The 21,782-nt window shown below is 40.6% G+C and carries 17 protein-coding genes; 14 read left to right on the forward strand and 3 right to left on the reverse strand.

What is annotated here, in order from left to right; all coding sequences use genetic code 11:
• Window positions 1-254 precede the first annotated feature (254 nt).
• Complete coding sequence (locus ACM0OY_RS29160; RefSeq protein ID WP_414572270.1) at window positions 255-458, forward strand: hypothetical protein; 204 nt, start codon at window positions 255-257, stop codon at window positions 456-458.
• Between the two features lie 87 nt (window positions 459-545).
• Here the strand turns inward: ACM0OY_RS29160 and ACM0OY_RS29165 are convergent, their stop codons facing one another.
• Window positions 546-968 carry a DUF488 family protein gene (locus tag ACM0OY_RS29165; RefSeq protein ID WP_414572271.1) on the reverse strand — a complete coding sequence of 141 codons (423 nt, stop codon included), beginning with the start codon at window positions 966-968 and terminating at the stop codon, window positions 546-548.
• Between the two features lie 31 nt (window positions 969-999).
• Window positions 1,000-1,782: a hypothetical protein gene (locus tag ACM0OY_RS29170; RefSeq protein WP_414572272.1), complete on the reverse strand. Its 783-nt coding sequence runs from the start codon at window positions 1,780-1,782 to the stop codon at window positions 1,000-1,002.
• Window positions 1,783-1,950: 168 nt separating this feature from the next.
• Here ACM0OY_RS29170 and metH point away from each other — a divergent pair, with 168 nt between their 5' ends.
• Window positions 1,951-5,481 carry a methionine synthase gene (metH, locus tag ACM0OY_RS29175; protein ID WP_414572273.1) on the forward strand — a complete coding sequence of 1,177 codons (3,531 nt, stop codon included), beginning with the start codon at window positions 1,951-1,953 and terminating at the stop codon, window positions 5,479-5,481.
• Between the two features lie 183 nt (window positions 5,482-5,664).
• Here the strand turns inward: metH and ACM0OY_RS29180 are convergent, their stop codons facing one another.
• The gene (locus ACM0OY_RS29180; protein ID WP_414572274.1) at window positions 5,665-5,916 is read right to left on the reverse strand and encodes a hypothetical protein; all 252 of its coding nucleotides are present in this window, start codon (window positions 5,914-5,916) and stop codon (window positions 5,665-5,667) included.
• A gap of 103 nt (window positions 5,917-6,019) precedes the next feature.
• Here ACM0OY_RS29180 and hpsA point away from each other — a divergent pair, with 103 nt between their 5' ends.
• The 12 genes from hpsA to ACM0OY_RS29240 all read left to right on the forward strand — a co-directional run bounded on the left by hpsA (window position 6,020) and on the right by ACM0OY_RS29240 (window position 21,745).
• Window positions 6,020-10,954 carry a hormogonium polysaccharide biosynthesis protein HpsA gene (gene hpsA / locus ACM0OY_RS29185; RefSeq protein ID WP_414572275.1) on the forward strand — a complete coding sequence of 1,645 codons (4,935 nt, stop codon included), beginning with the start codon at window positions 6,020-6,022 and terminating at the stop codon, window positions 10,952-10,954.
• 179 nt (window positions 10,955-11,133) lie between these two features.
• Window positions 11,134-11,838, forward strand: coding sequence for a hormogonium polysaccharide secretion pseudopilin HpsB (hpsB, locus tag ACM0OY_RS29190; protein WP_414572276.1), 705 nt, complete (start codon window positions 11,134-11,136; stop codon window positions 11,836-11,838).
• Between the two features lie 60 nt (window positions 11,839-11,898).
• A complete protein-coding gene (gene hpsC / locus ACM0OY_RS29195; protein WP_414572277.1) occupies window positions 11,899-12,903 on the forward strand; it encodes a hormogonium polysaccharide secretion pseudopilin HpsC in 1,005 nt (334 codons plus the stop codon).
• A gap of 38 nt (window positions 12,904-12,941) precedes the next feature.
• Complete coding sequence (locus tag ACM0OY_RS29200; RefSeq protein WP_414572278.1) at window positions 12,942-13,667, forward strand: Tfp pilus assembly protein FimT/FimU; 726 nt, start codon at window positions 12,942-12,944, stop codon at window positions 13,665-13,667.
• Window positions 13,668-13,972: 305 nt separating this feature from the next.
• A complete protein-coding gene (hpsE, locus tag ACM0OY_RS29205; RefSeq protein WP_414572279.1) occupies window positions 13,973-14,947 on the forward strand; it encodes a hormogonium polysaccharide biosynthesis glycosyltransferase HpsE in 975 nt (324 codons plus the stop codon).
• 5 nt (window positions 14,948-14,952) lie between these two features.
• Window positions 14,953-15,945, forward strand: a complete 993-nt coding sequence (hpsE, locus tag ACM0OY_RS29210; RefSeq protein ID WP_414572280.1) for a hormogonium polysaccharide biosynthesis glycosyltransferase HpsE — start codon at window positions 14,953-14,955, stop codon at window positions 15,943-15,945.
• A gap of 1 nt (window position 15,946) precedes the next feature.
• Window positions 15,947-17,002 (forward strand): glycosyltransferase, encoded by a 1,056-nt coding sequence (locus tag ACM0OY_RS29215; RefSeq protein WP_414572281.1) that lies wholly within the window; start codon window positions 15,947-15,949, stop codon window positions 17,000-17,002.
• Window positions 16,968-17,624 carry a Tfp pilus assembly protein FimT/FimU gene (locus ACM0OY_RS29220; RefSeq protein ID WP_414572282.1) on the forward strand — a complete coding sequence of 219 codons (657 nt, stop codon included), beginning with the start codon at window positions 16,968-16,970 and terminating at the stop codon, window positions 17,622-17,624. Before ACM0OY_RS29215 ends, ACM0OY_RS29220 begins: the two co-directional genes overlap by 35 nt.
• Window positions 17,625-17,656: 32 nt before the next feature.
• Window positions 17,657-18,298, forward strand: a complete 642-nt coding sequence (locus ACM0OY_RS29225) for a TIGR04282 family arsenosugar biosynthesis glycosyltransferase (RefSeq protein ID WP_414572283.1) — start codon at window positions 17,657-17,659, stop codon at window positions 18,296-18,298.
• Window positions 18,299-18,668: 370 nt separating this feature from the next.
• A complete protein-coding gene (locus ACM0OY_RS29230) occupies window positions 18,669-19,511 on the forward strand; it encodes an HpsJ family protein (RefSeq protein ID WP_414572284.1) in 843 nt (280 codons plus the stop codon).
• A gap of 201 nt (window positions 19,512-19,712) precedes the next feature.
• Entirely contained in the window at window positions 19,713-20,621 is a 909-nt protein-coding gene (locus tag ACM0OY_RS29235) for a glycosyltransferase family 2 protein (RefSeq protein ID WP_414572285.1), read from the forward strand.
• Between the two features lie 410 nt (window positions 20,622-21,031).
• Window positions 21,032-21,745: a DUF502 domain-containing protein gene (locus ACM0OY_RS29240; protein WP_414572286.1), complete on the forward strand. Its 714-nt coding sequence runs from the start codon at window positions 21,032-21,034 to the stop codon at window positions 21,743-21,745.
• The last annotated feature ends 37 nt before the right edge of the window (window positions 21,746-21,782 follow it).

The raw sequence follows: 21,782 nt of genomic DNA on the forward strand, positions 1-21,782 counted from the left end.
CGAATATCAAAGACTCGTCCGCGAATATCAAAGACTCGTCCGCGAATATCAAAGACTCGTCCGCGAATATCAAAGACTCATTCACGAATATCAAAGGGTGCGTTAGACTGTTGCGCTAAGACTTATAATCTTTTGATACATACTGCCCACCTGATAATAGGGATGTCTACGACGGGCGTAGCTGCTGCACCACACAAAATTAAAGGCGATCGCCTCATGGCATACCATAGAGATAGTTAGCAGTTAGTCATTCCATGAGTATTCGTCAAGAACTTCTAAATGCGATCGAGCAACTAAACGATGACCAGTTATCAACACTGTTGGATTTAGCTCTTTCGCTCAAAAGTGGAAAAAAATCTGTTCATTCTACTGTTGAATCTCAGGCTTATCGGGATTGGGTAAGTCCTGAAAATGACATTTACGACGAAGTATTTGCTGATGAATTTACAGCGCGGTGATGTTGTGTTGTGCTGAGTCCCCATGCCTTCAAACGGATTGGCACAGTTTAAAGTTCGCCCTGCAAGTATTAAAGAAATTGTAGTTTACTACTCTAAATGCTTAACAGGCATTGATACCAGTTTTCCTAAGCAATGAGCAACTTCTTTCCGATGACAGCGATTCGGGTTCATTTCAGCACACAATAGTAAAACATTACCCGTTTGAGCAATTTGTGCAATTTCATGTAGAGCTGTATCTGCTTCTTCTTGATTTACTGGAATCCAATTTTCTTTACCAGATGTGTTACCTAAAGCGGTTTTAGAAATATACTCAATATTATTTAATTCACAGAATAGTTTAATTTTGTCGCCGTACCATTTACGACTCCAAGCACGAGGAACCATTCTGACATCAACAACACATTCAACATCAAACTTTTGTAGGTATTCCAAGAAGGCATCGTAGTCTTTGCGATTGCCATATCCAAAAGTAAGTATACATCTTGTTTTAGCAATATCTTTAATCTTCATTTTCAATTCCTGGAATAATCAACTTTTAATATTACATTTTTATTAATGGTGGGTAAAATATCCCAATAATCATAAAGCTATTTTTGTGATTTTTTAGGTTTCCCATGATAAAGTATAAATCTTTTTTGCTTAAAAACTCGTCTTCTAATTTTTGGCGTACTTTTTCTAAAGCCTCCTTTTCTTTATTCTCCATACTTGTTTCCTTTGATCTATCTCTACAGCCTCTATAAAGTTGTTGAATTTCCCAATCATTTATTGTACATCGATGCTTCTTTCCATCTTTAGAAAAAAATTCGTAACCAAACTTGTAAGGAATTTTATCTAACTGTACTGAAGGCTCAAACAAGTCCATCTGAGCTAATATTGCTTGCTGTTTTGGTTTCCACTCCCGTTCTATTTCCTTCTTGCAAAAGTATTTTTTTATAGTTTGTGGTTTAATAATACCGAGAGATTTACCTTGCTCTTTAATGTCCAGAATAGATTTGAATTCTAGTGGCAAAACCAAGGCTTTTCGCTCTTCCCAGTTTTTGCTAGTATCAATTTTTCGTATTACTTCTATCGAAGAATCATCTATACGAAAACTTTCTTCTCTATAATCTTTGTCATTTCTTTCTATTTTAGCACTTATAATTGACCATCTTGGATAACGCTTATCAAAATCTAATTGACGAAACCGAATGGGATAAATGCGAATCCATTGAACTGGTTGATCGTCTTCATCTAACAGAACTCCTGCTGTACAGACTGTTTCTTGATATTTGGTGCTAATTGAAGGGTATGTTTTAGTTGCAATTAAAATTTTCCTTCTTTCCATACAACAACCTCTAGATGAACTAGCTAACTAAGTGATATTATAGACACATTATTACTTTCAGTATGGTATCAAAACTTTCCATTATATACTGCCGAAACTCTCAAAATTTGGGAAAATAATAAAGTAAGTCGAATATTATACGACTGACCCAAATTATTCTCGGAAAATATGACTCATCCTTTCCTTGAACGCCTGCGTAGTTCAGATAGCCCAGTCCTCGTTTTTGACGGGGCGATGGGAACCAACCTGCAAACCCAAAACCTGACAGCAGAAGACTTTGGCGGCGCCCAATATGAAGGTTGTAACGAATACTTAGTCCACACCAAACCCGAAGCCGTCGCTAAAGTTCACCGTGACTTTCTCGCCGCTGGTGCTGATGTCATTGAAACCGATACCTTTGGCAGTACGTCCATTGTGCTGGCAGAATATGACCTAGCAGACCAAGCCTACTACCTCAGCAAAACAGCCGCAGAACTAGCCAAGCGTGTGGCTGCGGAATTTTCCACACCCGAAAAACCCCGGTTTGTGGCTGGTTCCATCGGCCCCACAACCAAACTCCCAACCTTGGGACACATTGACTTTGACACCATGAAAGCTACTTTTGCAGAACAAGCAGAAGCGCTGTGGGATGGTGGCGTGGATTTATTCCTGGTGGAAACTTGCCAAGATGTGCTGCAAATCAAAGCGGCGCTGAATGGTATTGAAGAAGTGTTTGCCAAAAAGGGCGATCGCCGTCCGTTGATGGTGTCTGTGACAATGGAAAGCATGGGCACAATGTTGGTGGGTTCAGAAATCAGTGCTGTGCTGACAATTTTGGCACCTTACCCAATTGACATTCTCGGTCTAAACTGCGCCACAGGCCCAGACTTGATGAAACCACATATCAAGTATCTGGCAGAACATTCACCTTTCATCGTCTCCTGTATTCCCAACGCGGGTTTACCTGAGAACGTCGGTGGTCAAGCACACTACCGCCTGACAGCGTTGGAATTACGGATGTCGCTGATGCATTTTGTTGAAGATTTGGGTGTCCAAGTGATCGGGGGTTGCTGTGGGACGCGTCCAGAACACATTCAACAATTGGCAGAAATGGCCAAAGACTTGAAGCCAAAAGTTAGACAACCAAGTTTAGAACCAGCAGCAGCATCAATTTACACCACTCAGCCCTACGACCAAGATAATTCCTTCTTGATTATCGGCGAACGTCTCAACGCCAGTGGTTCCAAAAAGTGCCGCGATTTGCTAAATTCTGAAGATTGGGATGGACTCGTTTCAATGGCGAGGGCGCAAGTCAAAGAAGGCGCACACATCCTTGATGTCAACGTCGATTACGTGGGACGTGATGGTGTGCGGGATATGCACGAACTCGTTTCGCGCATTGTCAATAATGTGACATTGCCTTTGATGCTTGACTCCACCGAATGGGAAAAAATGGAGGCGGGTTTAAAGATAGCCGGCGGTAAATGTTTGCTCAACTCCACCAACTACGAAGACGGCGAACCGCGCTTTTTAAAAGTGTTGGAATTAGCGAAAAAGTACGGTGCTGGCGTCGTCATTGGTACCATCGACGAAGAAGGCATGGCGCGGACAGCCGAGAAAAAGTTTCAAATTGCCCAACGCGCATACCGCCAAGCTGTAGAGTACGGCATACCTGCCACAGAAATATTCTTTGATACCCTAGCTCTACCAATTTCCACTGGGATTGAAGAGGACAGAGAAAACGGTAAAGCCACAATTGAAGCCATTCGCCGCATTCGCCAAGAATTGCCTGGATGTCATGTAGTTTTGGGTGTCTCTAATATATCCTTTGGTTTAAATCCAGCCTCGCGGATGGTGCTGAACTCAGTATTTTTGCACGAAGCGACAACGGCGGGAATGGATGCAGCCATTGTCAGCGCTAACAAAATTTTACCGCTCTCGAAGATTGACGAACGCCATCAAGAAATCTGTCGCCAGTTGATTTATGACCAGCGGAAATTTGAAGGTAATGTTTGTGTTTACGATCCCTTGGGAGAGCTTACCACAGCGTTTGCTGGGGTGACAACTAAGCGCGATCGCTCCTTAGATGAAAGTCTCCCCATCCCAGAACGCCTCAAACGCCACATCATCGACGGCGAACGCATTGGCTTAGAAGAACACCTCAAAAAAGCCTTAGAAGAATATCCTCCCCTAGAAATTATCAACACCTTCCTGCTGGATGGCATGAAAGTTGTCGGGGAATTATTCGGTTCTGGACAAATGCAACTACCCTTCGTGTTACAGTCTGCCGAAACCATGAAAGCAGCGGTAGCGTTTCTAGAACCCTTCATGGAAAAATCAGAATCAGGCAACAACGCCAAAGGAACCTTTATCATTGCCACAGTTAAAGGCGATGTCCACGACATTGGTAAAAACTTGGTGGATATCATCTTGTCCAACAACGGCTACAAGGTAATTAACCTGGGAATTAAACAACCAGTAGAAAACATCATCAACGCTTACGAACAGCACAAAGCTGATTGTATAGCCATGAGTGGTTTGCTGGTGAAATCCACCGCCTTCATGAAAGAGAACTTGGAGGTATTTAACGAAAAGGGAATTACCGTACCCGTAATTTTAGGCGGTGCGGCCTTGACTCCCAAATTTGTGCATGAAGATTGCCAAAACACCTACAAAGGTAAAGTAGTTTATGGCAAAGATGCCTTTTCTGACTTGCACTTTATGGATAAATTAATGCCAGCGAAGACCACTGGTAACTGGGATGATTTCCAGGGATTTTTGAACGAAATTGAAACTGCTGAAGTTTCGACCAATGGTCACAAAAAATCAACAGCTACAGCTACTCAGGAAACAACATCTACAGAACCAAAAGAGATAGATAATCGGCGTTCTGAGGCAGTAGCCATAGATATTGAACGTCCCACCCCACCTTTCTGGGGAACACAATTATTGCAGCCTAGTGATATTCCCATTGAAGAAATATTCTGGCACTTAGATTTACAAGCATTGATAGCTGGACAATGGCAATTTCGCAAACCAAAAGACCAATCTAAGGAAGAATATCAAGCTTTCTTAGCTGAAAAAGTTCACCCAGTTTTAGAAACTTGGAAACAGCGAATTATTGAGGAAAATCTCCTACATCCGCAAGTGATTTATGGTTATTTTCCTTGCCAAGCCGAGGGAAATTCTCTACATATATATAACCCAGAGAACCAATCACAGCAGGTTATAACTTTCGAGTTTCCCAGACAAAAATCATTAAGGCGGCTGTGCATAGCAGATTTCTTTGCACCCAAAGAATCAGGAATCATTGATGTCTTCCCCATGCAGGCGGTAACTGTGGGAGATATTGCCACAGAATTTGCCCAAAAACTGTTTGCAGATAATCAATACACAGATTACCTGTATTTCCACGGTATGGCAGTGCAGATGGCGGAGGCATTGGCAGAGTGGACACACGCCAGAATTCGCCGAGAGTTAGGCTTTGCTGCTGAGGAACCAGATAATATTCGGGATATGTTGGCACAACGCTATCGTGGTTCGCGGTATAGTTTTGGCTACCCCGCTTGCCCGAATATTCAAGATCAATACAAGCAACTGGAGTTATTGCAGACTGACAGAATTAACTTATATATGGATGAAAGCGAACAGCTTTATCCAGAACAGTCTACAACAGCGATTATTACCTACCACCCAATAGCGAAATACTTTAGCGCGTAGAATCCCATACCCTATAGCGGTTCTCAATTGCACGTATAAGTCTTTCGTAGGGGCGCACAGCTAGCTGTGCGCCCCTACTGGCTATTGGGAATTAGTAATAAATCACAAGATTCACGACTTCTCTAGGAAGCCAGAAATCTGGGTGAACATCTGATTATTTTATATGGAACTGATATCTTTCCTTTATAAGTGGGTACTATAAGCTTGTTTTCCTAACATCATCTTTATAAATTGTCCTGCCAATAAAATAGATTTCCGCAAATTTACCGTCAAATTCTGCTCTTCTTCTTCCTTAGAATCAATTGAAATAAATCTGAAAAAATCAGTATTTACCGGATCAAACGAACAATTCATGAATGATATAACTTTAATAAATTGTCTTTTTTGTGTAGCCCTTGATTTTGAACTTTGTAAAACAAGATGCAGTAGTGACATAAATACAGTTTCATCATTTACCTGAAAAATAATTTTTCAGGACTAATTAAAAAATTGGTAACAATCAAAAATCTGGTATAAACCACTTGACAGGAAAGCAGCTATGTCTGGAAAAAATAAGCTAGTCAAGGCAATTCAAAAAACCTTCAAACTAATTGGCAAGAATTTTTTATCTGCAATTAACAAGCGAATTATTTGGCTATTACGCGCTATCTTTCTCACGAGAAGAAGACGCACCTCAGCCAATGCTGGCTTTGTGTTACCAACAGTGGCAATGGTAACTTTAGTAGTCGTATTGTTAACAACTGCAATTTTGTTTCGCTCATTTGAACGAGCCAAAAATGCTAGTAATGTCCGAGTGAATGAGGCTACAATGCAAGCTGCTACTCCTGCTTTAGAGAGGGCTAAAGCAAAAATAACTGCCTTGTTTACAGACCCAACTTTGCCACGTTCTGTCCCATCAAACGTCACACTATACAATACCTTAACCAATAAACTTCCTGCCTATACATTTGGTGATGAAACTCCCATTACTGTGCCTTATGACATTGATGGGGACGACACCATCGAAGCAAGCAGTACTATGATTTTAGAGGATAAAGAAAACATACAAACAGCCTGGAAATTTCCTGCCGATACAGATAATAACGGAAAATTTGATAGCTTTATTCTCTACGGTATCTACTTCCGTACTCCTCCCCAAAGTGGTACAAGCCAAACCAGGAAGAGAAGCCCACTAGATGCTAGAACCCCTCCCATGCTACCTGCTAAGGCAGGTGGAGCTTGTGATGTAGCTGGTGAGACGAGTGCCAGCTTAGTGGGTAATTCAGGTTGGTATAAGCTTCCCAGTGGCGAATTGAAAAAAAGCTTTTTCGTATATACAGCTACGGTTCCCATTACTAGTCAAGCTAGCCTCGATACAACCAAATATGAAACATATCGAGGTAATAAAGGCTTCTCGGCTTTAGAAATGCAGCAAGATCGCAGCCAAATTTCTATTACTAATAATGCTGTTGTATATGAAGATGACTTAGATATTACACCTGGCCCTAGATTCCGTCTTAATGGACGTATTTTTACCAACAGTAACTTATTTACTGCTAAAAGTGATAGAGATATAACCCTATTTCAAGTCAGTAGTAGGTATTCTTGTTATTACGAACGAGAAAATGGCAAGATAGTTGTTGGTGGTAATATTGGAGTTAGTGGCCCTATTAGTGCTAGTACAAGTAATCCAGGTGGAACGCGTGTAGATTTATTTAAAGAAAACAATACACCTGATACAAATAAAACTTTAGCTTCTGATAATAAAACTACCTCAAATGGCTCGAATGAGGTTGCCTATAACACTCAAGCTTATGCTCAACGCATAGACTTATTAGTCAATGTACAATTAGCTAAAGCGACTAGTGCCGATCCTACAGAAGTCCAAACTAATACAAGCAAACGCATTACAAACGATCCAAGCTTAGACGCATATAAAGTACGTAAAGAAGAATTGGAAACTTGGTTCCGTAAACGTACTCGGCGTGTACCATTTAAAGAAGTTCCTTATGGTACTTCTGGTATTGAAAAATCTGCTGGTGTGAATTACACCATAGCAGATGCAACAACTTTATTGAACAGTTCTTCTGGTAATACGCTACGTCCAATGGATGCCTGGATTTATCCAACAGACGCTAACACAAAACTCACACTAAATACAGCCCAACTACCTACAAGAGATCCAGAGATTGTAGACAACACTCCGGTAACAGAAACAGAGTTAGGCGATCGCATTGTAGTAGGTAACAACCTGCCTGAACTAATATGGGACGACACAAAAGGAGAGTTTGTAGGAGAGAATGATCCCCAAACCATCACTGGTGTGAAGTGGACAGGTAGCACTACAAAAGATCGTACTCGTACCACTCGCGTCAGACAATTATCAGATTTGGGAGTAACTGGGCGTGATGGTTTTTGGGAGATTTCAGCCGCTTCACCCAGAGCTAATATCCTTGATGTAGTCGGTGGACTAAGGGTAATTACGGGTGCGGGAATATATAGAACTACAGATTCTGGACTACCTACTCGTCCAACAACAGTGCCTGACGACCCAAGCACGTCAGTAGTCAACGAAAGTGCTGGCACAGTAGTCTGGCCTGATACTATGCCTATGCTTGTACCCGATCCCACTGATCCTCTGAACGCAAGTAAACAAAAACGTGGTGATTTGGTAATGCGTGCTACGGCAGTGTATCACTACAATTTTGATTCCTATGCTCCTACGGCCAGCACAGCAGACGATTATCAAACACCTATGGCGTGTGTAAGTAGCTACTACAATCCTACAAATCAGACAACAGCAACTACAAACACCTACGACCCACGTGATTTGACAACAGTAGCAGCATCTAACAATGGGATTGTTTACCCTGCTCCCCCTGCCGATAGTACGGCCGCGACTATAACTAGAGGACAGACAGTAGATAGCAACGGTTTTTTTGCAGCTGCAACTAACGATGATAATGTTACTAACACTAGCGTAGCTTTGCTAGACCGCTTGAAACATCAAGCCAACTTGGTATTTCCTAATGGTCGCCTTGTTAATCCTCTACTGCGGCAAGCACTGGCCAAAGCAACAACCAGCAAACTTACTCTCTCTGAGCAATCAGCAATTGACTCTACCATCTGTGCAATCAAGATTGCTGATGGCTCTCTGACTCCGAGTACTACCTATATCCCCAATGGCGCAATCAAAGAAACTGCATTTCTTGATGCCCGACAAATTAAGGCTATAGATAAAGGTGGTACATTAACTGGAAAATACAATCTGGAAGTCGAACAGCGTCAGCCTTTAGAAATTCGTGCCACTGTCATAGATTTAGATCTGCTTCGTGCAAAAACCAACACCAATCCAGACGCTAGTAAAAATTGGGCTAACGAATATCTATTCCCCAATAGCGGTATTATCTATGCCTCTCGTGATGATGCTCAAAAAGACCGCAGTGACACAAGTAGTGAAAGCGTCAGTGCTAGTGACTACAAGCTAGATCCAGAACGGCGACCCAACGCCATTATGTTGATTAATGGCAGTAACTTGAGTCGCATGAATAATTACAGAGCAGAGGAAAAAGGCTTAATTTTAGCAACTGAGTTACCAGTCTATGTTAAGGGCAATTTTAATCTGCACAGTAAACAAGAATTCAAAACTCCCGATCTTTTAGTTACACCCACCGATGACGCGAGTAATGCAGCCTACGATAGTAAATTTTACACCCGCGCTGAGGCAAATCGCGATCCTGACTTTGCTTGTCGGCCAAGTGACCCTAGACTACCTAATTGTGGAACAGGCGAAACTTGGCGACCAGCATCAGTGATTGCCGATGCTGTCACCTTGTTATCTGGTAACTTCCGCGAAGGCTTCCGCAATGAGGGTGATTACGACTTGCGAAATAATCAAGGAAGTGACCCCAACGTTGTACTCAAGCGATTGAAAGCAGGTTTCTGGAATAACAACTTCGTCACTTCATCTAGATTCTTTACTAACTCTGGTGGGGATGCTTACTACAAGGGTACCCCCACTGGTACTGACTCAATAAACAATAACAGTTCTTACTTTAATAACTTCGTCACACCCATTCAGCGCCGAGGTACTTTGCCAGAGTATGTAATGGAGATGTGCTTTAAAATACCAGTTTCTGAATGTGGAGAAACTGATTGGTATATTGGTTTGGATAATGATGACGATCAAACCAATGATACAGATGCAACCAATGGTTTGACGTTAGCAAATATCCAAAAAAAATCTAGTGACACTGACGTATTAAATGCTCCAAGAAGCAGACTATTAGCTGGTACTACTGCTCAATCGGCAAGAGCTGGTTTTGAAAGATTTCCCCGTCGAGTTGCCTACAAACGAAATAATCTTGGGCAGCTGGTTGATACCTCTAATGCTCCCATAAACTTTGGCTCTGCTACTCCCATCGTACTTGGTATAAGAACAGATACATCATCAGGAACTTCGGTGAAGGTAGTAGGCCATTTTCGTAACGGTGATATACCAGAAGTAGCCAATAATGCCCTATGGTTTACAACCACAAAAGATAATAACTATGGCGCACCGCCAGGGTTCGGACTCAACAATATGCAATACAACTACACTAATGGTGGTAGTGAGACTTATCGTCTATTCTTCAGGTATCCCCGAACACCAACACCAGTTAACGCCTATTCTGCGAAAGATTTTCCTGGGGACATGACATCATTCACAAGAAATGAGTATTTGCAGCCACTATTAGAACCTGTGTTGCAATTACAGGTAACAACCGAAGTACCTAAACACAATGAAACCTATGCGGGTTTAGCCAGTTCATCTAGTGTAGTTAAAAATACCAGATGGTTGCCTAAGGCAAGTGAAACAACTTTTAATCTAGCGATTGCCGCTGGTGATACTCCTGTTCGTGTGGGCCCAAGTGCTTACGAAATTAATGGAGGTTTGCATAACTTTGTGCGCTTCTTAGAAAACTGGAATGGGGTTAATGCCAATATTAGCGGTTCGTTCATTCAATTTAAACGCAGTATCTATGCCACCGCACCATTCCAAGTTCTTGTCAGACCAGGATCGGCAACTGTCGCTGCAACCGCTTCTGACATTTCTGATTCAACTTCTGTCAATGCTGCCAATATTAACAGTATCTTTATGAGAGCTCTGAATGTTGATAGACCAGGTTACACATCAGATGTTACTTATGTAGGTACTGCTCCGGCTGGGGAAGCGCCTTATTATATGGCTCCTAACCGTAACTGGGGTTTTGATGTAGCCTTACTAGCGCAAAATCCAGACTTGTTTGCCCAGCGCTTCGTAGTTCCAGCGGCAGATCCTCCAAATGAATACTACAGAGAAGTAGGTCGAGATGACCTTTGGGTGCAAACTTTGTTGTGTGCCGTCCAAACTCAAACAGCAGATGGTTTTGAGACTCCAGACACTACCTACTTTGGCAGTGGTTTAAAATTTGCGCTACCTGCAAGTGAACGTCCGGCTGACTGTAAGCTCTAAGCATCCTGAAGTGTCTGAATGACTCTTTTTGCAGCACTTCTCAGCTGAATAGATCGCATTAAAAGCCCTTAGCTTCCACCCCCTCCCCTACCTTTCCCTACCGCGTAAAAGGGGAGGAGTGAGGAGTGCACTACACATCGCCAATTGCTCTAAGACATAGCCCAATTGAGGAACTGACTATGAACCCACACCAACTACAAGAATCATCTAGCCAGTCTGGTTTTACAATCATTGAGTCACTGGTGGCGATCCTGGTGGTTAGCATTTTGCTGGTAGCGATCGCACCTGTCCTAGTCATTTCAACCGCAACTCGCGTCCAAGCTAGACGGGTGGAATTGGGGACAGAAGCGGCTCAAGCGTTTATTGATGCTATCAAATCTAAAACAATTTCAGAAGCCCAAGTATCAACTACTACTTCACTTGCTGCCGCAACCGCAGATGCACCTCGAACAGTATCAGACGCAAGTACCAGTGGCGACTATTTACTCAGTAGTGCTGCTGTTCCCACAGCCATAACTAGTTTGTATTGCTTTCACAAGGATGGCAAAATCACTCTCCCAACTGACTGTACAACCTACAAAACAACCAGCCCAGCTCAGTTTTATATTCAGGCTTTTGGTAAAGCAGTTGGAACTATCAGTACAACTACTGCTCAAATTGATAACGGTCAAAGCTATCGTTTGGGAGTTCGGGTATATCGTTCAGATGCCTTCGTCGATTCTGGTAGCTTGAAAAAAAGTAGTGATAGCGGTGGAAAAAAAGCAGCAACATTCAGTGGGGGACTAGGCGATCGCAAAGCACCACTAGTAGAAATTACAACTGAAATTGTCAGAGGTCAACCCTCCTATAACGCTTTATGCGATCGTCTTGGTGGTTGTCAATAAGCCAGCAAAAGAAATGATTTCATGACTCAGTATCACTCACTAAGGAGAAACTGTAGCAAGATGAATATACTGAGGTGGCTGTTAAATACTCAGCTAAAACTCTCTCAGAAGCAGAACAAAAATACTGGCTTCACCCTCATTGAATTACTGGTAGCTATGCTCATTGCATTCCTAGTAATTACGCCGTTACTAGGTTTTATGATCGGGGTTTTAAACACCGATCGTCAGGAACAAGCTAAAGCTAACTCTGAGCAAGAAATAAAAGCAGCGCTTGACTATATCAACCGCGATCTGCAACAAGCAATATATATGTATGACGCTACTGGAATTGCTTGTCTAAGCGGTACTGTTGATACTACTACTTGCCCAAATGCAAGTACAACTGGGAATCAACTACCTACTAGCATAACTGGAACAAATAGGATTCCTGTGCTTGTTTTTTGGAAACGAGAATTAGTGAGTCAAGCAATTACAATTACAGGCAGTCAAAAAGATGATGCTTTTGTTTACTCATTAGTTGCCTACTATTTAGTTAAAGACACTAGTACTAGCACTACTTGGTCTAATACTGCCCGCATCGCTAGATGGCAAATTAAAGATGGTGTTGAAGGTAGTAGCACTTGTACCGGCTTTACTGAAACATACAGCCAATGTCCAGATGCCGGTTTTAAGGCTTTTAATTTGTCAGAAAAAGGGAAAACATTACAACAAAAAATGAATCAGTGGACAAAGGGTACAGGTACTTATGTGCAACAGCCCCTCGTTCTGGTTGATTTTATAGATCAAACAACAATAGCACAACAAGCACCATCAGGAACATGCTCTAGTAGTGACTTCCAACGAATTCCAGCATCAACAGTAACTACTATTCCAACAGGGTTCTATGCTTGTGTAGATTCAGTGAGTGCAGATAATAGAAGTACTGCTGAAGTTTTTATCAGAGGTAACGCACAAATTCGCCTGATAAATGATGAAACTAAAGCCCGTTATGCTCAAAACAAATCTAGTTATTTTCCGAGTGCAAATATTAAGGTGCAAGGACGCAGTTTGATATTTACCAAATAGCTTCTATCTTTGAAAAAGTTTAATAAAAGCAGGATAGTATGCAAAATATTGTGAGTTTTAAATTATCAAATTATTTCCAGTTACACAGGCAGAAAATAAAACTAAACCAGCAAGATTTAGTTAATAGAAATATTGATGACTACAATCAACAAGATGCGGGATTTACCCTGATAGAATTAATAGTAGTAGTGCTGTTAGCAGGAATTTTAGCAGCGATCGCAGCTCCTGGTTGGGTTGCCTTTGTCAACCGACAGCAGCTCAATAAAGCTAATGACGCTCTTTTAGCTGTACTACAAGATGCACAACGAGAAGCCCAAAAGAAAAAACTTAGCTATAGTGTAAGCTTTCAGAAAAATAGTACAACCCAAAATGTAGAGGTTGCTATTTATCCTACAAAAAAGAGTGATGGTAGCAACTTGGCTTTTGCTGACATCAGCACATGGAAACCTTTAGGAGTAGATGTTGGAGTTAGTTCTGATAAATTTATACTCGGTACAAATCTTAGTAGTGAAAACAGTGCTGGTTCATCTGTATCTTACACTTTAAGTACATCAGCAAAAATGACCTTCGATTACATGGGAACTCTAACAAATGCAAACTTTGGAACAGTTACACCCCCTGCAACAGAGCCATCTGGGATAAAAATAGTAGTAGCAATCCCAAGCCCTCAAAATCCTTCATCAGCTGGTAGTGTAAAGCGATGCATCATTGTGAAAACTCTCTTAGGCTCAACAGTCACAAAAAAAGACTCTGACTGTAATTAAGTAATTTTCATAGCGTAAATTTATAAAAATACGAAATAATACTGAACATAAAACTGCACATTGATAGCAAAATTGAAGCATCAGGTGTAGTTTTTTTATTTGATAGATTTCTTGATTACTGGGTCACAAATTAGGAAGTGGCTGAGCAAGTAATTAGCTAGAGATAAAAAAATCAAGTTTGTAGTCAGGACTTTAGTCATGATAATCCTGAACAAAAATGAATCGCTTACTACAAACTAAGATTTTATTTAATATTTAATCATGCCTACCCACGTATCAAAATATCAAAATAGAGCTTTCACAAAATGACTGATTGTTTAGATTTTACTGTAGCTATCCCAACTTACAACGGTGAAAGTCGTTTGCCTGAACTACTAGAACGGCTAAAAAACCAACTTCACACAGAAAATTTATCTTGGGAAATCATAGTTGTAGATAATAACAGCACTGATAACACGGCTAAAATTGTTCAAGCCTATCAAAAAAATTGGCAATGTCCTTACCCTTTGAAGTATTGCTTTGAAGCAAAGCAAGGTGCGGCTTATGCCCGAAAAAAAGCTGTGGCAGAAGCTAAAGGTAAATTGATAGGTTTTCTAGATGATGATAATTACCCAATATCAAACTGGGTAGCCGCAGCTTTTAGTTTTGCTGAAAAATATCCAAAGGCAGGAGCTTATGGTAGCCAAATTCATGCTGATTGGGAAGTAGAACCACCAGAAAATTTTCAGCGAATTGCCCCATTTATAGCAATTACAGAACGAGGCAATTTACCCTTATTATATGAACCTAAAATTAGATTACTACCTCCTTCTGCTGGGCTGGTTATCCGTAAACAAGCCTGGTTAGAAAGTGTACCAGATAAGTGCATTTTAACTGGCAGAGTTAAAGGTAATATGCTTACCAGTGAAGATTTAGAAATGTTGTCTTACATTCAAAAGTCAGGATGGGAGATTTGGTATAACCCAGAAATGCAAATTTCTCACAAAATACCAAGTTCTCGATTACAAAAAGACTATTTAATTCCATTTTTCCGAGGTATTGGACTGAGCCGTTATGTAACTAGAATGGTAAATATACAACCTTGGTATAGACCGATCGCTTTTTTAGCGTACATGATAAATGACCTGCGTAAAATCACTTTCCATTTACTTAAATATCGAACTAAGTTAAAACAGGATTTGGTGGCTGCTTGCGAAATGCAACTTTTTTTAAGTAGTTTAATGAGTCCGTTTTATCTTTGGAGAAATGGTTATTTGAAAAATAAATTATCAGAACATTAAGTATTATGAATGAATTAGTAGTTGAAAAATTAGATATTACTGTAGCTATTCCTACATATAACGGAGCAACCCGTTTACCTAAGATTTTGGATAAGCTGTTAACTCAGACAGGAGTACAAAACCTGAAATGGGAGATTCTTATTGTTGATAATAATAGTTCTGATAATACATCTGAGGTAATTCAGAATTACCAAAAACTATATAATGGAAACTGTGATTTAAGATATTCTTTTGAAAAAGAACAGGGAGCCGCTTTTGCACGATTGCGGGCAGTACGCGAAGCTAGAGGCGAGCTAATTGCATTTTTAGATGATGATAACTTACCTGCACCTGATTGGTTAGCAGAAGGATATGCCTTTGGGTTGGAATATCCTCAAGCAGGTGTTTGGAGTGGACAAATTCATGGTGATTTTGAAGTAAAACCGCCAGAAAATTTTGAAAAAATTCAAGCTTTTCTCGCTATTAGAGAACATGGCTCAAACCCATATTTATTTGATGCAGATAATTTAAGGCTTCCTCCTGGTGCAGCACTTATCGTCCGTAAACAAGCGTGGTGTGAAAATGTACCAGAACGGCCTATCTTAAGCGGAAAGTTACCCGGTATTTTGGTGCAAGGTGAAGACTATGAACCATTGCTTTATATACACAATGGAGGCTGGGAAATTTGGTATAATCCTACCATGCATACTTACCACCAAATACCACGCTGGCGATTTGAAAAAGATTATCTACTAAATCTGGCACGCGGCTGTGGCTTGTGTATTTTCCAACTCAGGTTGATAAATGCTAAAACTTGGCAAAAGCCAATAGTATTTGTGAAAACTGTTTTAGGAAATTTACGCCGAGTATTACAGTACATCATTCTATATAAAGGACAATTCAAAAATAATCTAATTGCACTTTTTGAGATGGAATTTTACTTGGCTAGTATGATGAGTCCTTTTTATTACTTTAAATGTAATTTAGGGAACCTATTCAAAAAAAAAGCAGCCACATAAAATGATTAACTCTAATCAAAACTTACCAAAAATATCTGTAATTATACCTGCTTACAATAGCGAAAATACTATTATTAATACAATTAATTCTGTTTTAAGCCAAACTTTTATGGATCTAGAATTAATTGTAATTAATGATGGTTCGCAAGACTCTACTTTAGATATTGTTAAACAAATTCAAGACCCACGAATAAAAGTATTTTCTTATTCCAATGCTGGTGGAAACGTCAGTCGTAATAGAGGATTAAACCTTGCAGTTGGGGAATTTGTTAGTTTTCTAGATGCAGACGATCTTTGGACACCTGATAAACTTGAATCTCAATTAAAGGCTCTGCAAGAAAATTTGACTGCTAAAGTTGCTTACAGTTGGACTGACTATATTGATACAAATGGTGAATTTGTCCTTTCAGGTAAACGTACTAATGTGAATGGAGATGTTTATGAAAGTTTATTGGTAAGTAACTTTCTAGAAAATGGCTCTAATCCCTTAATTTATAGAACAGCTTTAATTACATTAGGTGGCTTTGATGAATCTCTAGCTGCGGCTCAAGATTGGGATATGTGGCTGCGATTAGCATCTAAATTTGATTTTGTATGTGTACCATCTGTGCAAATCTTATACCGAATTAGTGCTAATTCAGTTTCTTCCAATCTTGTTAGACAAGAAAAAGCTTGCTTACAGCTACTTGAGAGAGCATATCAAGAAAGACCATCAGCACTTAACCAAACTTGGAATACAAGCATTGCAAATTTATATAAATACCTTACCTGTAAAGCTTTACAAAAACCCTTAAATCGGAAAAAAGGTTTAACTGCGGCTAAATTTTTATGGAGGTATTTTATTAATGATTCTTTAAGATTTCAGAATATAAATTTTAGCTCGAAACTATTATTGAAAATTGCCATAATTCTGATATTGCCTACCTTACTTCAGAGTATTACTAACCAGCGTGAACTAAAAAGCCAAGAAACTGAAATATTGTTAAACAACTGGGTGGCTGAAAAAAAACCAGAAACTAAAAATGAATACCCAGGCGCATTTACGATCTCTAGTTAATGCAAACAAAATTTTAAATAATCGCTCTAGTAGTGGTTTTACGATACTTGAAACTCTAGTAATTATTGTATTAATTGGTATATTAGCCGCACTGGGAATACCAAACTGGATGACTTTTGTGGCTACTCGCCAGCTTAACACTGCTCAAAACGAAGTTTACTATGCGATGCGCCAAGGTCAAAGGGAAGCCATTAAGCAAAAATTGGCTTGGCAAGCTAGTTTTCGCATACAAGATGGTGTTGTGCAATGGACAGTTCATCAAGCACAAACAGGCCAGTTCATTTCTGATGCCGTTAAAAACAATAGCAATCTCTGGCACAATCTTGAATCAAACGTTCGTATTGATGAAGAAGAAAATAATAAAGGAAAAAAAGAGACAACTTTACGGAAACAGACTTCACAGCAAATGTGGCGAGTTGTATTTAATTACCAAGGTTGTCCTATCTATGAGGTTGGAGATGAGTGTATTAACACATCACTACGAACACTTGGACAGATAACCCTATATAGCCAAAATGCCGGAAAAGCTAGGCGTTGTGTGTATGTCTCTACGATTTTAGGGGCAATAAAAACTGGAAAAGAGAATCTGAGAGCCAACGATAACGATAAGTATTGCTATTAAGATATTCTTAGTTTATTCAAATAAGGTATTGCGTGCTGAACCTTCCAGCAAGCCCAAAACAACGCTTGATTATTTTTACTCGTTACCCTGAACCAGGGAAGACGAAAACCCGACTGATACCTGTTTTAGGATCTGTTGGTGCTGCTAATTTTCAACGCAAAATGACTGAACATACAATATTGCAGGTTAAACAATTGCAAAAAGTAATTGACATATCTGTAGCAGTGTGGTTTTCAGGTGGTGATTTGCGACTTATGCAAAAATGGTTGGGGTTGGACTTAGTTTACCAGCCTCAAGGCGAAGGGGATCTAGGTTCGCGGATGGCGCGATCGCTTTTTGAGGCTTTTCAATCTGGTGCACAAAAAGCAATTATCATCGGTACAGATTGTCCTGGGCTAAATGCCCAAATTCTAGCGACAGCCTTTGATAAGTTACGCACCTTTGACCTCGTACTTGGACCAGCGATAGACGGTGGATATTACTTAATTGGTCTGCGGCAACCCATTCCAGAGTTATTCGCTAACATCGAGTGGGGAACTGCTCAAGTATTCCAGAGAACTGTGGAGATTGCTCAGAAACTTAATTTATCACATGTGAATTTGGTGTCTTTAGCTGACGTTGACCGACCAGAGGATCTGTCAATTTGGGAACAAGCGTTTGTGGGGGAAGGATGAGGAAGCAAAAAGACACAAAGACGCAGTGAAGAAGTTAAAGTTTTGGGCATTACTTTCTTCATGTCACCAGAACTGCCTAAATTTGTAGGTAGTGTTTCCGTCGAGTGTGCAAATTCCTGACTTCTTATAGAAGTCGGGAATCTGAATTTACAGCCCCGCATTAGCTTCGTATCTTCAAATACTAGGAATTTCCTGAAGACACGGGGCATAACAAATGTTACTGTGGCCTAGTTGAAAACCAAGAGGCACAGAAGGTTGACAATTATTGAATCTGGTTTGTGTTTCTATAGAACAGTTACGGTCATGGGCACAATATTCAAGTAACTTGAAATATGAAAATCATTCGTATTCACTGCAAGTTTGAAAAACTATGGTTAACCGTTTTACTTCCGTGAGTACTGCCCTCACTGTTAAGGTAGTTGGTATAATCTGCATTTTGTCGTTTTTTGTTGACTTTTTGATTCTGTTGTTACCATTTCAACCAACCGATCGCGGATGGCAAATAAATTTGGCAACAGCGCTAGTTGATCGGGGAATTGTTCCTTTGGTAGGCTTGGGGCTTTTGTTTGCTGGGTATTGGATTGGTAGTGCTGATTCAGCAAGCGATCGCTCCCAAGGTGTTGATTTAAGATTTCCGGCTCTGATTCTCTCAAGTATTTTAGGCTTGATGTTCTTGCTGATTTTTCCTTTGCATCTCAATAATGTGAATCAAGCCAAAACTCAAACAGTTAACCGAATCATCCTAGAAGCAGATCAGGCAGAAAATCAACTTAACAATCGGTTATCGCAATTGCAAGCACAACTAAATACTGAACAAGGAAAAGCTCAGCTAGAACAGCTGCGGAGTCAAACCAAAGCTCAGTTTACAGAACTACTCAGCGATGAGCAAAGATACAAGCAAGCGCTTGAAAGCTCCCAAGTTCCTCCAGCCATTAAGGATTTACTAAAAAAGGCTAAAGCAGATCCCCAAGCACTTGACAAAGCGATCGAACAACAAACAGATATTCAAACGCTGAGAACTCAACAATTGAGTCAAATTCGCCAACGTAGGGATGAAACTGAGAAACAAGCTAAAGATACTGCATGGAAGTCTGGATTGCGGATTGGTATTAGCAGTTTGCTGTTGTCTATTGGTTACATTATCATCGGCTGGACAGGCTTAAGAAGCAGGGGTGCTTTACAAGGTGGTAAACCCAAAGCTACCGCACGCTAATTTTTTTGCGGGTAGGGAATGGGGAGTAGGGAGTAGCGAATGAGGCCAGATGAGGGGGATGAGGAAGCAGGTGGCACAGGAGGAGAGGAAGAATAATACTCCTAACTCTTAACTCCTCACTCTTTACTCAGCACTTCCCATCTCCAATGCCCCATACCCAATGACTTTTAACTTTTAACTTTTAATTATAAAACCTGGGGAATGTTCTCAATTTACATACTGACATATAACGAAGAACTAGATATTGCTGCTTGTATTGAATCGGCAATACTATCTGATGACATTATTGTTGTAGACTCATGCAGTAGCGATCGCACTGTAGAAATCGCTAATCGCTATCCCATCCGCGTTGTTCAACACGCCTTTGAAAGCCATGGACACCAACGCACTTGGATGTTAGAGTCTATTCCCCCAAAGCATGAATGGGTTTACATTCTGGAAGCTGATGAACGGATGACACCGGAACTGTTTGCTGAATGTGAAAAGGTAAGTCAGAGTCCAGACTACATCGGTTACTATGTCGCTGAACGCGTCATGTTTATGAATCACTGGATTCGCTACAGCACACAGTATCCCCGTTACCAAATGCGCCTGTTTCGTCATGGGAAAGTTTGGTTTACTGACTACGGCCACACTGAACGAGAAGTTTGTGACGGTGCAACTAGCTTTTTAAAAGAAACATACCCCCACTACACTTGTAGCAAAGGCTTAAGTCGCTGGATTGAAAAACATAACCGTTATTCTACTGATGAAGCTCAAGAAACTCTATATCAATTAGAACAAGGAAAGGTAAACTGGCGAGATTTATTTTTTGGCAAGTCAGAAGTCGAAAGACGCCGTGCGCTGAAAGATTTGTCTTTGCGTCTACCTGCTAGGCCTTTGTTACGCTTTATGTATATGTATTTTCTCTTGGGCGGTTGCTTAGACGGAAGCGCCGGTCTTGCTTGGTGTACATTGCAAGCATTTTATGAATACTTGATTTTGCTCAAAGTTTGGGAAATGAAGTATTTACCAAAACCTGACTTAAATGCAACAGCAACTCTGGTTCAGGAAAGTACACAACAGGTGCAGTGCGCGACTTCAGAAACCACACGCGCTGATGCAGTGTAAAGCCTGAAGCTGCTGCGTTGGGCAAAGCCCTTGCCGTAGGCATCGCATTTATTAGAGTTCACAAGCGAATATCCATTTGTAGGGGCGCACAGTTGTGCGCCCCTACGCCTGCTTTATTTATAATAAGTTAATATTTTTAACGGAGCTTTTTCAGAAAAGCCGCTCTCGTGAATGTGTCAGCGATTCACCAGGCAAAATAATTCTTCAGCTTACCTCCTCGTGCTTTCACAATCATGAGCAACTTTTCATTCAACGCGGTAAATTAGTAATAACTTGAGAGACTTGTAACAATCATTTACAAGTTTTACAAAGAAAAGTAACATCTTCTCAGAATAGCCAGTCGTTATTCGGTTAGTTGATGTCTGTGTGTATGCTTGTAGGAAAATAGCTTAAAACAGGAGAATCGGCGCTTGGTAATCGATCGCCTAAAGCAGGATTTAAAAAATGACCTGATTGCTGGTTTGTTGGTAGTAATTCCCCTAGCAACTACCATCTGGCTAACAATTACCATTGCTACTTGGGTAATCAACTTTCTCACGCAAATTCCCAAACAACTGAATCCGTTTGACGGGTTACACCCAATACTAGTAAATATACTTAATTTAGTAGTTGGACTAGCCGTACCATTGCTGAGTATTCTCGTGATTGGATTGATGGCTAGGAATATTGCTGGGCGTTGGTTGTTAGATTTTGGCGAGCGTTTATTACAGGCAATTCCTCTAGCTGGACAGGTATACAAAACACTCAAGCAACTTTTAGAAACAATACTAAAAGATTCCAATGGCAAGTTTCGGCGTGTAGTTTTAGTAGAGTATCCCCGCCGAGGAATTTGGGCGATCGCCTTTGTAACTGGTGCAATCAGCGGTGATATCCAAGCTCAAATGTCTCGTCCGATGCTGAGTGTTTTTATTCCCACCACCCCAAATCCGACTACTGGATGGTATGCAGCAGTTCCTGAGGATGAGGTGGTGAACCTCTCTATGTCAATTGAAGACGCTTTTAAAATAGTTGTCTCAGGTGGAATTGTCGCCCCCAATACGCCGTTGACTTTATCCAAAGAGTCCACGCTGGAAATGAAACACGACCAAATCACACAGCAAGTTATTCACGTAGAAGAAACTTAAACTCTATCTGGCAAAGTCACAAGCAAATGCGTAATTT

It is taken from the genome of Nostoc sp. CCY 9925 (assembly GCF_963920935.1).
Lineage (GTDB): Bacteria > Cyanobacteriota > Cyanobacteriia > Cyanobacteriales > Nostocaceae > Nostoc.